The sequence below is a fragment of the Streptomyces sp. NPDC002817 genome, from assembly GCF_053592055.1.
Map to the genome: position 1 here is coordinate 36,113 of NZ_JBSFUY010000031.1, position 14,191 is coordinate 50,303.

9 protein-coding genes and 1 pseudogene are annotated in these 14,191 nt (G+C 67.0%); 3 read left to right on the plus strand and 7 right to left on the minus strand.

Annotated elements, in window-relative coordinates; genetic code table 11:
* The 3 genes and pseudogenes from ACWD3I_RS38620 to ACWD3I_RS38630 form a co-directional block, all read left to right on the plus strand.
* Nucleotides 1–216 (plus strand): annotated as a pseudogene (locus ACWD3I_RS38620) (hypothetical protein); the annotation flags it as partial.
* Nucleotides 213–755: a Pycsar system effector family protein gene (locus ACWD3I_RS38625; protein ID WP_365409143.1), complete on the plus strand. Its 543-nt coding sequence runs from the start codon at nt 213–215 to the stop codon at nt 753–755. The pseudogene ACWD3I_RS38620 and the gene ACWD3I_RS38625, both read left to right, overlap by 4 nt.
* A gap of 40 nt (nt 756–795) precedes the next feature.
* Complete coding sequence (locus tag ACWD3I_RS38630; RefSeq protein ID WP_365409140.1) at nt 796–1,968, plus strand: M48 family metalloprotease; 1,173 nt, start codon at nt 796–798, stop codon at nt 1,966–1,968.
* Between the two features lie 93 nt (nt 1,969–2,061).
* Here ACWD3I_RS38630 and ACWD3I_RS38635 read toward each other — a convergent pair whose 3' ends face one another.
* The 7 genes from ACWD3I_RS38635 to ACWD3I_RS38665 form a co-directional block, all read right to left on the minus strand.
* Nucleotides 2,062–2,592 (minus strand): DUF1707 and DUF4190 domain-containing protein, encoded by a 531-nt coding sequence (locus ACWD3I_RS38635; RefSeq protein ID WP_365409137.1) that lies wholly within the window; start codon nt 2,590–2,592, stop codon nt 2,062–2,064.
* Nucleotides 2,593–2,738: 146 nt separating this feature from the next.
* A complete protein-coding gene (locus ACWD3I_RS38640; protein ID WP_365409134.1) occupies nt 2,739–6,638 on the minus strand; it encodes a DNA-directed RNA polymerase subunit beta' in 3,900 nt (1,299 codons plus the stop codon).
* Between the two features lie 94 nt (nt 6,639–6,732).
* The gene (rpoB, locus tag ACWD3I_RS38645) at nt 6,733–10,218 is read right to left on the minus strand and encodes a DNA-directed RNA polymerase subunit beta (protein ID WP_266888978.1); all 3,486 of its coding nucleotides are present in this window, start codon (nt 10,216–10,218) and stop codon (nt 6,733–6,735) included.
* 623 nt (nt 10,219–10,841) lie between these two features.
* Nucleotides 10,842–11,225 (minus strand): 50S ribosomal protein L7/L12, encoded by a 384-nt coding sequence (rplL, locus tag ACWD3I_RS38650; protein ID WP_365409131.1) that lies wholly within the window; start codon nt 11,223–11,225, stop codon nt 10,842–10,844.
* A 110-nt stretch (nt 11,226–11,335) separates the two neighbouring features.
* Nucleotides 11,336–11,866 (minus strand): 50S ribosomal protein L10, encoded by a 531-nt coding sequence (gene rplJ / locus ACWD3I_RS38655; RefSeq protein WP_361481110.1) that lies wholly within the window; start codon nt 11,864–11,866, stop codon nt 11,336–11,338.
* Nucleotides 11,867–12,152: 286 nt separating this feature from the next.
* Nucleotides 12,153–13,094, minus strand: a complete 942-nt coding sequence (locus tag ACWD3I_RS38660; RefSeq protein ID WP_451084298.1) for a hypothetical protein — start codon at nt 13,092–13,094, stop codon at nt 12,153–12,155.
* A gap of 92 nt (nt 13,095–13,186) precedes the next feature.
* Complete coding sequence (locus tag ACWD3I_RS38665) at nt 13,187–14,104, minus strand: hypothetical protein (protein ID WP_365409127.1); 918 nt, start codon at nt 14,102–14,104, stop codon at nt 13,187–13,189.
* Between the last annotated feature and the right edge of the window lie 87 nt (nt 14,105–14,191).

Here is a 14,191-nt window from a genome sequence, read left to right on the forward strand (position 1 = left end):
GCCACCCCGCCCTGGCAGCCCCCGCACGCACCGGTATCCGACCCCACTCCCCCGCCCGTCCCGACACCGACAGCCACCCCGCCCTGGCAGCCCCCGCCCGGCTACGGCCGCACACCCACCCTGCCCGCCACGGACGTACCGGACAGCGCCCCCGCCACCGACGCCGCCGCCGGCACCGGCACTCGGCCCAACGGCCCGGAGGCAAGCGGCACATGACAACGCTCGACCCGACACCCGCACCCGCGCCCGCCCCCGCATCCGCCGACGCCCTCGTCCCCCTCTGTGAGCGCCTCCTCGCCGACCTGCGCACGGAGGTCGCCCGGGCCGACACCAAGGCGTCCGTGCTGGTCGCCGCCCTCGGTATGACCGCCGGTGTCCTCAGCGGACTGCTGGTCGGCCGGGACTGGACGCCGGCCGCGCTGTCCGCCGTCGGCACCGTGATGTGGTGGACGGGAGCTGCCGCGCTCGTCCTGTCGCTCTTCGCCCTGCTGCTGGCGGTCCTGCCCCGCTACCGCTCCCCGCACTGGTCCCCCGGCCGCCCGCTGTCCTACTTCGGCGACATCCAAGAGGCCGTCCGACAAGGGCAGTTGGAGACGGCGCTGACGGAGACCCGCCGCGCCCCCGTCGCCGCACTGACCCTCGCGCTCACCGAGATGAGCCGCATCGCCGTACGCAAACACCAGTGGATCCGAACCGGCCTGATCGCCTTCTGCGTCGGCACGGTCCTGCTCCCCGCCTCGCTGCTGCTCGGCTGACACCCGGCCGACCGGCCACCGCTCCCGTGAAGGACCCGAGATGACCCAGCCGCCCCAATACCCCGACCAGCCGCCGCCCCGGTACCCCGAGCCGCCACCGCCGCATCCCCACCAACAAATCCCACGGCAGTACCCCCAGCAGACCCCGCCCCAAGCCCCGCCGCAGTACCCCCACCAGCCCTACGCCCCCATACCCCCGCAGTACACCCAGCCCGCAACGCCCCCCGACACCCCACCCGCACCCACCGACCCGGCCCACCCCAACCACATCAGCACGGCCCCCCGCCGGATCCACCTCTCCAACCAGCAGCGCCGCACCGACGCCACAGCCGTCGGCAATCTCCTTCTCCATCTGCCGAACTTCCTGTGCAGCCTCTTCGTCGTCGGTCTGGTCTCCGCACTCTTCGGCGACTTGGCCCTCGTCGTGATCCTGCTCTGGATCGCCAGCGGCGCACTCGTCTTCCACCGCCCCACCGAAAGCGCCCTCGCGCGCCATCTGCTCCGTCTGCGCTACCCCACGCCGCAAGAACGAGCCAAACTCGAACCGGTCTGGCGCGAGGTGACGGCACGTGCCGGCGTCGAGGGCCGTACCTACGAGCTGTGGGTCGAGGACAGCGACAGCCTGAACGCGGTCGCCGCCGCGGGCCACATCGTCGGCGTCACCCGCTTCGCGATGAACCAGCTCCCCAACGGCGAGCTCGCCGCCGTCATGGCCCATGAACTGGGCCACCACGTCGGCGGTCACGCGTGGTCAGGTCTCCTCGGCTACTGGTACGCCCTGCCGGGCCGTATCGCCTGGCGCGTACTCAAAGCGGTCTCCACGGTCGCCTTCCACGTCTCGAAGGCCTTCGGCTGCTTCGGCGTGGCCTTCGTCGTCCTGCTCGTCGGCGGTCTGGCCTTCGCGACCATCAGCACCCTGTACGGGCTCCCGCTGCTGATCCTCGGTGTGCCGTACGCCCTCGCCGCCGTCGGCCGCCGTTCCGAGCTCCGCGCGGACGAGCACGCGGCCGCCCTCGGCTTCGCCCCGATGCTGGCCGCCGTCCTCGACAAACTGCACCGGCAGGAGCAGTACGACCAGGCCGAGGTCACCGCCCGCAACGGCGGCATCCCCGTCGAGGAGGGCGCCTTGAGCCGCCTCCTGTCCTCGCACCCGGACCACCACACCCGGCTCCACCATCTACAGCCGTACCTCCAGCCGCAGCAGCCGTACTGAGCCCGGACGTCCGGACACGCCCGCGGGCGGCCGCCCCGAGAGGAGACCGCCGCCCTACGGAACACGTCCGCGCGGAACACGTCCGCGCACCGCTCACCCGCTCCCGATGGCCACCGCGAGCATCAGCGTCAGGATCACGGTCCAGGCCGCGACCGACATCCACCCCAGGACCAGCCCGATCAGCGCCAGCCCGTCGCCGCCCTCCCCCGTGCGCTGGATCTCCGAGCGCGCCGCCTGTCCGAGCACGACCGCCGGAATGCCGGTGAACCCGAAGGTCGGCAGACACAGCACGCCGCACACGGCGGCCCCCACGGCCTTCCCGTTGGTCCGCGGCCGGGGCAGGGCCACGAAGGTCCGCGGCACGGCCATGGGCTGCGTCAAGGGCCCCTGAGGCAGATCCCCGACGAGCAGGGCCAGCTCCCCGACGGTCCGGGCCGCGTACGCCCGGGCGACCCGCTTGTCGAACTCCGCCTTCTCCAGCCGCCCCTCCCCGTACCCCGCCCTGAGCACGTCCACGGCCCGCTCCCGGTCGGCGTGGGAGGCGAGCATAGGCGACGGAACGGAATAGGGCTGCCAGGGCTGCGGGACGCCGCCCTGCCCCGGCTGCCACGAAGGATTCGACACGGAGTACCTCCCCAACCCCCCGAGCTCACTCCATGATGCGCCGAACCGGCATTCCGGGACAGACGGCGTAGCCATTCCGGGCATGCCGAAGGGCGGCCACCCGTACGAAACGGGGTGACCGCCCTTCAGTGCTTCAGAGCCGACGCCTACTGGTTGTACGGACCGTAGTCGTAGTCCTCCAGCGGAACGGCCTGGCCGGAGCCGGTGCCGAACGGCGAGTAGTCGATGTCGTCGTAACCGACGGCCGAGTACATCGCGGCCTTGGCCTCCTCGGTCGGCTCCACCCGGATGTTGCGGTAGCGGGACAGACCCGTACCGGCCGGGATGAGCTTACCGATGATGACGTTCTCCTTGAGGCCGATGAGGCTGTCGGACTTGGCGTTGATCGCCGCGTCCGTCAGAACTCGGGTCGTCTCCTGGAAGGAGGCGGCCGACAGCCAGGATTCCGTCGCCAGCGAGGCCTTGGTGATACCCATCAGCTGCGGACGACCGGAGGCCGGGTGACCGCCCTCCTGGACCACACGACGGTTCTCGGTCTCGAACTTCGAGCGCTCGACCAGCTCACCGGGCAGCAGCTCGGCGTCGCCGGACTCGATGATCGTCACACGGCGGAGCATCTGCCGGATGATGATCTCGATGTGCTTGTCGTGGATCGACACACCCTGCGAGTTGTAGACCTTCTGGACCTCGCCGACCAGGTGGACCTGGACGGCACGCTGGCCCAGGATGCGCAGCACGTCGTGCGGGTTGGTGGCACCCACGGTGAGCTTCTGGCCCACCTCGACGTGCTCGCCCTCGCTGACCAGGAGACGGGCACGCTTCGAGATCGGGAACGCCGTCTCGTCGCTGCCGTCGTCCGGGGTGACGACGATCTTCTTGGTCTTCTCGGTCTCCTCGATCCGCACGCGGCCCTGGGCCTCGGAGATCGGGGCGACACCCTTGGGCGTACGAGCCTCGAAGAGCTCGACGACACGGGGCAGACCCTGGGTGATGTCGTCACCGGCCACACCACCGGTGTGGAAGGTACGCATCGTCAGCTGGGTACCGGGCTCACCGATGGACTGGGCGGCGATGATGCCGACCGCCTCACCGATGTCGACCAGCTTGCCGGTGGCCAGCGAACGGCCGTAGCACATCGCGCAGGTGCCGACCTGGGACTCGCACGTCAGGATCGAGCGGGTCTTGACCTCCTCGACACCGTGGTGCACGAGCTGGTCGATCAGCACGTCGCCGAGGTCCACGTTGGCCGGCGCGATCACCTTGCCGTCGATGACGACGTCCTCGGCGAGCATGCGGGCGTAGACGCTGGTCTCGACGTCGTCCGCCTTGATCAGGACGCCGGCGGCGTTCTTCGAGGCGATCCGCAGCTTCAGACCGCGCTCGGTGCCACAGTCCTCCTCGCGGATGATGACGTCCTGCGAGACGTCCACCAGACGACGGGTCAGGTAACCCGAGTCGGCGGTACGCAGGGCGGTGTCCGCCAGACCCTTACGGGCACCGTGGGTGGAGATGAAGTACTCCAGCACGGACAGGCCCTCACGGAACGACGCCTTGATGGGACGAGGAATCGTCTCGTTCTTGGCGTTGGACACCAGACCACGCATACCGGCGATCTGACGCATCTGCATCATGTTTCCTCGGGCACCCGAGTCAACCATCATGAAGATGGGGTTCGTCTTGGGGAAGTTCGCGTTCATCGCCTCGGCAACCTCGTTGGTCGCCTTGGTCCAGATCGCGATGAGCTCCTGAGTGCGCTCTTCCTTGGTGATCAGACCGCGCTCGTACTGCTTCTGGACCTTCTCGTCCTGCGCCTCGTAGCCCTTGACGATCTCCTTCTTCGCCTCGGGAACGACGACGTCGGAGATGGCGACGGTGACACCGGAACGGGTCGCCCAGAAGAAGCCGGACGCCTTCAGGTTGTCGAGCGTCGCCGCCACGATGACCTTGGGGTAGCGCTCGGCCAGGTCGTTGACGATCTCGGAGAGCTGCTTCTTGCCCACCGAGTAGTCGACGAACGGGTAGTCCTCGGGAAGCAGCTCGTTGAAGAGCGCGCGGCCCAGGGTGGTGTTCAGACGGAACGAGTCACCGTTCTGCCACTCCGGCTCACCCTCCTCGCGCACCGGTGGGGTCCAGCCGCGCGGCGGGATGGTGCCCACCGGGAAGCGGATGTCGACCTGCGACTGGAGCGCGAGCTCGCCGGCGTCGAACGCCATGATCGCCTCGGCCGTGGAGCCGAAGGACCGGCCCTCGCCCTTGGTGTCACGCAGTTCGCCGTCGGTGGTGAGGAAGAACAGACCGAGGACCATGTCCTGGGTCGGCATCGTCACCGGACGGCCGTCGGCGGGCTTGAGGATGTTGTTCGAGGACAGCATCAGGATGCGGGCCTCGGCCTGCGCTTCCGCGGAGAGCGGCAGGTGGACGGCCATCTGGTCACCGTCGAAGTCCGCGTTGAACGCGGTGCAGACGAGCGGGTGGATCTGGATGGCCTTGCCCTCGACCAGCTGCGGCTCGAAGGCCTGGATGCCGAGGCGGTGCAGGGTGGGAGCACGGTTCAGCAGAACCGGGTGCTCGGCGATGACCTCTTCGAGGACGTCGTACACGACCGTGCGGCCGCGCTCCACCATGCGCTTGGCGCTCTTGATGTTCTGCGCGTGGTTCAGGTCGACCAGGCGCTTCATCACGAACGGCTTGAAGAGCTCCAGCGCCATCGCCTTCGGCAGACCGCACTGGTGCAGCTTCAGCTGCGGACCGACGACGATCACGGAACGCGCGGAGTAGTCCACACGCTTGCCGAGCAGGTTCTGACGGAATCGACCCTGCTTGCCCTTCAGCATGTCGCTGAGGGACTTCAGCGGGCGGTTACCGGGACCGGTGACCGGACGGCCACGACGACCGTTGTCGAACAGCGCGTCGACGGCCTCCTGAAGCATGCGCTTCTCGTTGTTCACGATGATCTCGGGAGCACCGAGGTCGAGAAGCCGCTTCAGACGGTTGTTGCGGTTGATCACACGGCGGTACAGGTCGTTCAGGTCGGAGGTCGCGAAGCGGCCACCGTCCAGCTGCACCATCGGGCGAAGGTCCGGCGGGATGACCGGGACGCAGTCGAGGACCATGCCCTTGGGGCTGTTGGAGGTCTGCAGGAAGGCAGACACGACCTTCAGCCGCTTCAGCGCACGGGTCTTCTTCTGGCCCTTGCCGGTACGGATGATCTCGCGGAGGCGCTCGGCCTCCTCGTCGAGGTCGAAGGTCTCCAGGCGCTTCTGCAGCGCCGCGGCACCCATCGAACCGTCGAAGTACGTGCCGAAGCGGTCGCGCAGCTCACGGTAGAGCAGCTCGTCGCCCTCGAGGTCCTGGACCTTGAGGTTCTTGAACCGGGTCCACACCTCGTCGAGACGGTCGATCTCGCGCTGCGAACGGTCGCGCAGCTGCTTCATCTCACGCTCGGCACCCTCGCGCACCTTGCGGCGCACATCGGCCTTGGCACCCTCGGCCTCGAGCTCGGCCAGGTCGGTCTCGAGCTTCTTGGCGCGGGCCTCGAGGTCGGCGTCGCGACGGTTCTCGACCTGCTGACGCTCCACGGAGACGTGCGCCTCCAGGGAGGGCAGGTCGCGGGTGCGGCGCTCCTCGTCGACGTACGTGATCATGTACGCCGCGAAGTAGATGACCTTCTCGAGGTCCTTCGGGGCCAGGTCGAGCAGGTAGCCCAGACGCGACGGGACACCCTTGAAGTACCAGATGTGCGTGACGGGCGCGGCGAGCTCGATGTGGCCCATCCGCTCACGACGCACCTTGGCGCGAGTGACCTCGACGCCGCAGCGCTCACAGATGATGCCCTTGAACCGGACACGCTTGTACTTGCCGCAGTAGCACTCCCAGTCCCGGGTCGGACCGAAGATCTTCTCGCAGAAGAGTCCGTCCTTTTCGGGCTTGAGCGTGCGGTAGTTGATCGTCTCGGGCTTCTTGACCTCGCCGTGGCTCCACTGACGGATGTCGTCAGCGGTGGCCAGACCGATCCGGAGCTCGTCGAAGAAGTTGACGTCGAGCACTATGCGTCAATCCCTCTCAGGGTTGTAAGTCATGGGGTCTGATACGGGGGTCCTGGGGCCGGAGGCCTTCATGGTGAAGGCCTCCGAACTCCCGTCAGACCTCTTCGACGCTGCTCGGCTCGCGCCGGGACAGGTCGATGCCAAGCTCCTCCGCAGCGCGGAAGACATCCTCGTCGGTGTCGCGCATCTCGATGGACATGCCGTCCGAGGACAGCACCTCCACGTTGAGGCACAGGGACTGCATCTCCTTGATGAGCACCTTGAAGGACTCGGGGATGCCGGGCTCGGGGATGTTCTCGCCCTTGACGATGGCCTCGTAGACCTTCACGCGGCCGGTGACGTCGTCGGACTTGATGGTCAGCAGCTCCTGGAGGGCGTACGCGGCGCCATAAGCCTCCAGCGCCCACACCTCCATCTCACCGAAGCGCTGGCCACCGAACTGGGCCTTACCACCCAGCGGCTGCTGGGTGATCATCGAGTACGGACCGGTCGAACGGGCGTGCAGCTTGTCGTCGACCAGGTGGTGGAGCTTGAGGATGTACATGTACCCGATGGAGATCGGGTCCGGGAACGGCTCACCGGAGCGGCCGTCGAACATCCTCGCCTTGCCGGTCGGCTGCACCATGCGCTCGCCGTCGCGGTTCGGGATGGTGTGGTTCAGCAGACCCGCGAGCTCGTCCTCACGCGCACCGTCGAACACCGGGGTGGCGACGTTGGTGCCGGGGGCGACCTGGTCGGCGCCGATGACCTGCAGGCGCTGCGCCCAGTCCTCACCGAGCCCGGAGACGTCCCAGCCGCGGCTGGCGAGCCAGCCGAGGTGGATCTCCAGAACCTGTCCCGGGTTCATTCGGGACGGCACACCCAGCGGGTTGAGGATGATGTCGACCGGAGTTCCGTCCTCGAGGAACGGCATGTCCTCGATGGGAAGGATCTTCGAGATAACACCCTTGTTGCCGTGACGGCCGGCGAGCTTGTCACCGTCGGTGATCTTGCGCTTCTGCGCCACGTACACGCGCACCAGCTGGTTCACACCGGGGGGAAGCTCGTCGCCCTCCTCGCGGTCGAAGACGCGGACGCCGATGACCTTGCCGATCTCGCCGTGCGGGACCTTCAGCGAGGTGTCACGGACCTCACGGGCCTTCTCACCGAAGATCGCGCGCAGCAGGCGCTCCTCCGGGGTCAGCTCGGTCTCACCCTTGGGCGTGACCTTGCCGACGAGGATGTCACCGGCGACGACCTCGGCACCGATACGGATGATGCCGCGCTCGTCGAGGTCGGCGAGGACCTCCTCGGAGACGTTCGGGATGTCCCGGGTGATCTCCTCGGGGCCGAGCTTGGTGTCACGGGCGTCGACCTCGTGCTCCTCGATGTGGATCGAGGAGAGGACGTCGTCCTGCACGAGGCGCTGCGACAGGATGATCGCGTCCTCGTAGTTGTGACCCTCCCACGGCATGAACGCCACGAGCAGGTTCTTGCCCAGGGCCATCTCGCCGTTCTCGGTGGCCGGACCATCGGCGAGCACCTGGCCCGTGATGATGCGGTCGCCCTCGTTGACGATGACCTTCTGGTTGACCGAGGTGCCCTGGTTGGAGCGGGCGAACTTGGCCAGGCGGTACGTGATGTACGTGCCGTCGTCGTTGGCGGTGGTGATGTAGTCCGCGGAGACCTCCTGGACCACACCGTCCTTCTCGGCCTTGACCACGTCGCCGGCGTCGACCGCGGAGCGGTACTCCATGCCGGTGCCGACGAGCGGGGCCTCGCTCTTGATGAGCGGCACGGCCTGACGCATCATGTTCGCGCCCATGAGGGCACGGTTGGCGTCGTCGTGCTCGAGGAACGGGATCATGGCGGTCGCGACCGACACCATCTGGCGCGGCGAGACGTCCATGTAGTCCACGTCGTCACCGGGGACGTAGTCGACCTCGCCGCCACGACGGCGGACCAGGACGCGGTTCTCGGTGAAACGCATGTTGTCGTCGAGCGTGGCGTTGGCCTGCGCGATGACGAATCGGTCCTCTTCGTCGGCCGTGAGGTAGTCGACCTCGTCGGTGACGACGTCGCCGTCGACCTTGCGGTACGGCGTCTCCACGAAACCGAACGCGTTGACGCGGCCGTAGGAGGCGAGCGAACCGATCAGACCGATGTTCGGGCCTTCGGGCGTCTCGATCGGGCACATACGGCCGTAGTGAGACGGGTGCACGTCACGGACCTCGAAGCCGGCCCGCTCACGGGACAGACCACCGGGGCCCAGCGCCGAGAGACGACGCTTGTGGGTGAGACCCGACAGCGGGTTGTTCTGGTCCATGAACTGCGACAGCTGGCTGGTGCCGAAGAACTCCTTGATGGAGGCGACGACCGGCCGGATGTTGATCAGGGTCTGCGGCGTGATCGCCTCGACGTCCTGGGTCGTCATGCGCTCACGCACGACGCGCTCCATACGAGCCAGACCCGTACGGACCTGGTTCTGGATGAGCTCGCCGACGCTGCGCAGACGACGGTTGCCGAAGTGGTCGATGTCGTCGGTCTCGACGACGATGCTCGTACCCCGGTCGCCGACCGTCTCGGTCTCGCCCGCGTGCAGCTTCACCAGGTACTTGATCGTCGAGATGATGTCCTCGACGGTCAGGATGCCGGCGTCGAGCGGAGCGTCCGCGCCCAGCTTCTTGTTGACCTTGTAACGGCCGACCTTGGCGAGGTCGTAGCGCTTCGGGTTGAAGTAGAGGTTCTCCAGAAGCGTCTGCGCGGCCTCGCGCGTGGGCGGCTCGCCCGGACGCAGCTTGCGGTAGATGTCGAGCAGCGCGTCGTCCTGGCCCTGGGTGTGGTCCTTCTCCAGAGTGGCGCGCATGGACTCGTACTCGCCGAACTCCTCGAGGATCTGCTCGGTGGTCCAACCGAGAGCCTTGAGGAGGACGGTCACGGACTGCTTGCGCTTGCGGTCGATGCGCACACCGACCATGTCGCGCTTGTCGATCTCCATCTCCAGCCAGGCACCCCGGGACGGGATGATCTTGGCCGAGAAGATGTCCTTGTCGGACGTCTTGTCGATGGAGGAGTCGAAGTAGACACCCGGCGAACGGACCAGCTGCGACACCACGACACGCTCGGTGCCGTTGATGACGAAGGTGCCCTTGTGGGTCATGAGCGGGAAGTCGCCCATGAAGACCGTCTGGGACTTGATCTCGCCGGTCTCGTTGTTCGTGAACTCTGCCGTCACGAAGAGCGGGGCCGCGTACGTGAAGTCGCGGTCCTTGCACTCGTCGATGCTGTTCTTCGGCGGCTCGAAGCGGTGGTCGCGGAATGTCAGCGACATCGACCCGGAGAAGTCCTCGATCGGAGAGATCTCCTCGAAGATCTCCTCCAGACCGGACTTGGTGGGGACGTCCTGACCTGACTCCAGAGCCTCCTCGACCCGACTCTGCCAGGCGGTGTTCCCGAGCAGCCAGTCAAAGCTCTCGGTCTGCAGCGCGAGCAGGTTGGGAACCTCGAGAGGCTCCTTGATCTTTGCAAAAGAGATGCGCAGCGGGGCAGTGCTGGCGCCATTGTTCGTATTCGCGTTCGAGGCAGTGCGCGAGGCGGCCAAGAGGGGGTCCTTCCGAGGGCTCGGACTCACTACGCGCGTACCGGTCCCACTCCTGCACACGAAGACAGGTACCCCCTGATCTGGCTTTATACGGCCAGGTCAGAGAAGTTCTGATCATCGATGCTGAGGCGAGGGCAGACCCCTGGTGACGGGCAGGGGACAGCTAACAGGCAGCGCAAAGGGTCAGTGTAGCCACATGGCGCACTGATGTCCAGCCCCGATTTTCTGTGACCCTCGTTGTCCTCAACGCCTTCGATGCGCTCGCCCTCAACGCACGTTGATACTGCCCTCTTCGTCGCCGATCCATGCCTCGGATTCGGACCGTTCTGGCGACGCGTCCTGAGAATTGCGCGCCGCGTGCGGTTCGTCAAGGCCTGTCTTGCCCAAACCGGGTGCTGCGCTCGTCACTTGCGGTCTGCCTCCGGCCTGCCACCAGGGGCGCTCAAGGGGCACGACGAAGATCACCATACTCCCCACGACCACGGTCGCAAGGCAGCCGCCACGACGCCCTCGGGAACGCCGAAGAGCGACCACCCGGATGGATGATCGCTCTTCGGTGCGTCAGCGTTACAGCCCTCTTACGAGGCCCGTAGCTCGCGCGAGTCCGTGCGGACCGTGAGGTGTTACTTGACCTCGACGGACGCGCCGGCGCCCTTGAGGGCCTCGGCGGCCTTCTCAGCGGCCTCCTTGGCGACCTTCTCGACGACGGGCTTCGGGGCGCCGTCCACGAGGTCCTTGGCCTCCTTCAGACCCAGGGAGGTCAGCTCACGCACGACCTTGATGACCTGGATCTTCTTGTCACCGGCGCCGGTGAGGATGACGTCGAACTCGTCCTGCTCCTCCGGGGCGTCGGCAACGGCGGCGGGGCCGGCCGGGGCAGCGGCGACCGCGGCGGCGGCGGTGACGTCGAACTTCTCCTCGAACGCCTTCACGAACTCGGAGAGCTCGATGAGGGTGAGGGACTCGAACTGCTCGAGCAGCTCTTCCTGGGACAGCTTCGTCGCCATGTGGGCGATCCTTCCACTAATTCGGCTGGTGCCGGATGTACATGTGAGGCGGGCGTACGTTCGGCCCGCTGCGACCGTCGCCTCAGGCGGCGGTCAATGCGCGAGCCGAATTACTCGGCACCGCCCTGCTCGGCCTTCTTGGCACGAAGCGCCTCCGCGGTGCGGACGAACTTCGAGGGGAGCGCCTGGAAGAGCGAGGCAGCCTGGGACTGCTTGCCCTTGAACGCACCAGCCAGCTTGCTGAGCAGAACCTCGCGGGACTCGAGGTCCGCGAGCTTCTTGATCTCATCGGCGGACAGCGCCTTACCGTCAAGGACACCGCCCTTGATGATGAGGTTCGGGTTGTCCTTGGCGAAGTCACGAAGACCCTTCGCCGACGTCACCGGGTCACCGGAGATGAAGGCAACCGCCGTCGGACCGTTGAACAGGTCGTCGAGCGTGGAGATCCCGGCCTCGTTGGCCGCGATCTTGGTCAGCGTGTTCTTCACCACGGCGTACTGGGCGTCGTCACCGAGCGAACGGCGCAGCGTCTTGAGCTGCGCCACGGTGAGACCCCGGTACTCGGTCAGCACAGCGGCGTTCGAGCTACGGAACTGGTCCGCGAGCTCGGCTACCGCGGCAGCCTTGTCGGGCCTTGCCATAAGCGTGGCCTCCTTCCGGGTGATGAGGACCGCTCAGAAGGGGCTACAGAAAACGAAACGCCCCGGCGCAGGCGCACGGGGCGTAGCTCGACCGGGAATCGCACGCTGTCGAGCAGCGAACTCCGGGAGCACATCCACAGTCACCTGCGCGGGTCGTCCGCGATTTTCAGCGGATCCTTCGGCCACCGAACCCTCTTGCGAGAGCACGGCAACGACCAGCGGTCTTTGGCTTCTGTAGGAGAGTACGTGACCCCGTCGCCGTCAAGCAAATCGGGTCCTACGACGCTCAGCTCCCGCTGAGATCGCCGCTCTCCGCGAGCTCCTTGAACATCTCCATCAGGTCGAAGGTCTCGTCGGCCGACGGCAGCTCGACCTCGGCCTTCGCACCGTAGTCGGAGAGCTTCATGCTCATCTCGACGGTGCCCTCCGGGCTGTCGATGCCGACGTCCATGCGGACCGGGAGGTCGTCCTCGTTGACCCAGACCTCGGTGTCGTAGCCCTTGATGCCGGCCTTCTTCATACCGGCCAGGAGCTCCTTGCGCTCCTTGGGCTCCAGGACGTCCAGCGACTTGTTGGTCGCCATCATCTCCTCGACGGTGAGGGTGCCCTTGTAGTGCTCGGTGTCGGCCCCGTCGATCTTCTCGCTGCCCACGTGCTTGAGGTTGGGCGAGTCGAGGAGCATCGCCAGCTGCTGGGCGGGGTCCTGGTTCATGTCCTCCAGGCCGCCGGTCAGCTGCTTGGTGAGCTCCTTGTCCCCGGACTTCGCGGCCTGCTCGGCCACGGCCCCGAGGTCGAGCTTCATCCAGCGCTTGCCGTCCATCTCCTTGGCGGCGGCCGTGCCCGCGTCGACGTACACGACGTCGTTCTGCCAGATGATGCGGGCGTTCTTGGGCATGTCCGCGTCCGCGGCGAGCCCGGAGCCCTTCATCGTCATGTCCATGAGGGTCGGGTCCCAGCCCATGATCCCGCTCATGGTCATTTTGCCGCCGTCCGCGCCCGGCACCGACATGGTCATGTTGACCCGGGCGGACTTGGCCTCGGCCGTCTTCTTGTACGCCGCGGTGATGACCTGCGTGACGGAACGCTTCTTGCCCGTCTTCGCGCCCGTGTCCGTGGCGTCGTTCTTCTCTCCCCCGCCGCTGCAGGCCACGGCGCCCGCCAGCAGCATGGCCGCCGCGGCGGCCCCCGCACCTCTACGGCGTACCGAGCCGCCTATGGACATGCTCATGAGTCCCCCCTGGACCGAGTGATGCCTGTTGAAAGTTCGACCAGGACCATATCCCCCGCAGGACTCCCCCGTCCCCCGGGTTTCCGGCCCCCTCAGGACGTGGTGCCGGCGACGGTGCCGCCCTGCTTCTCCAGCAGCTCCTTGAAGTCCTGGGTGTCGCTCGCCGCGGGCTCCTCGGCGGAGATCTTCACGCCGTAGTCGCTGTAGTAGGCGGTCTGGGTCAGGTCACCGGTGGCCATCCGGCCCTTCTCGACCTTCTTGACCAGCAGATCCTGATCGTCGACCCAGATGTCGACCTGCTGTGTGGTCACGCCCGCCTGCTCGAGCTGCTTCTTGAGGTCGGCGAGCTGGCTCGCGCTGAGGCTGGAGTTCTTGCCGGCGAGGTCGGCGACGTCGACGGTGCCCGAGTAGTGCGTGGTCTCCTGGCCGCGGACCTTCTCCGCGCCGACCTTCTTCACGTCCCCCGAGGCCAGCAGCAGCTTCACCGACTGGTTGGGCGTGGTGTTCTGCATCTGGTCCCTGAGATAGGCACCGGAGCTGCCACCGAGGTCAGCGAGGTCGTCGTAGTCGTACCGGATCCAGTGCTTGCCGCCGGCCTGCTCGGCGAACTTGTCGCCCATCCTCGCGTAGTAGGCGTCGGGCAGATAGCGGGCCTCCATCGACGTGGTGCCGAGCCGGCGCATGGTGTCGGCCATGGTGCCGCCGGTGTACTCGATGGTCATGGTGCCGGTGATGCCGTCACCCCAGCCGAGGGCTCCGTCGGCGGTCATGGACATCATCGTGCCCATGGTGGTCGTGGACTCGACCTTGGCGGAGTCGGCGGCGTCCGTGGACTTCTCGGCGGAGCGCAGGGCCGCTACGGGGCTGAGGTTGCTCGTGTCCTTGCCGGACGCCTTGTCGTCCTTGCCGGAGCTTTTCGAGTCATCCGAGGACGTACAGGCAGCCAGGCCGGTCAGCGCGGTCGCTGTCGCGATCGCCAAGGCCGTCCGGCGCATGGTCGTGCTCTTCATTCGTCCCACCCCAATGCGGTTGCTGTGTCCGCACGTTAGCGCGGAGCACTGACACACGTACCCGGAAAAGAGACGGGCCCCGCACCT

Bases quoted from the DNA above. Each gene is read 5' to 3' on its own strand.
- ACWD3I_RS38625 (WP_365409143.1), top strand. From the start codon at position 213: ATGACAACGCTCGACCCGACACCCGCACCCGCGCCCGCCCCCGCATCC.
- ACWD3I_RS38630 (WP_365409140.1), top strand. From the start codon at position 796: ATGACCCAGCCGCCCCAATACCCCGACCAGCCGCCGCCCCGGTACCCC.
- rplL (WP_365409131.1), bottom strand. From the start codon at position 11,225: ATGGCGACGAAGCTGTCCCAGGAAGAGCTGCTCGAGCAGTTCGAGTCC.
- rplJ (WP_361481110.1), bottom strand. From the start codon at position 11,866: ATGGCAAGGCCCGACAAGGCTGCCGCGGTAGCCGAGCTCGCGGACCAG.
- ACWD3I_RS38660 (WP_451084298.1), bottom strand. From the start codon at position 13,094: ATGAGCATGTCCATAGGCGGCTCGGTACGCCGTAGAGGTGCGGGGGCC.
- ACWD3I_RS38665 (WP_365409127.1), bottom strand. From the start codon at position 14,104: ATGAAGAGCACGACCATGCGCCGGACGGCCTTGGCGATCGCGACAGCG.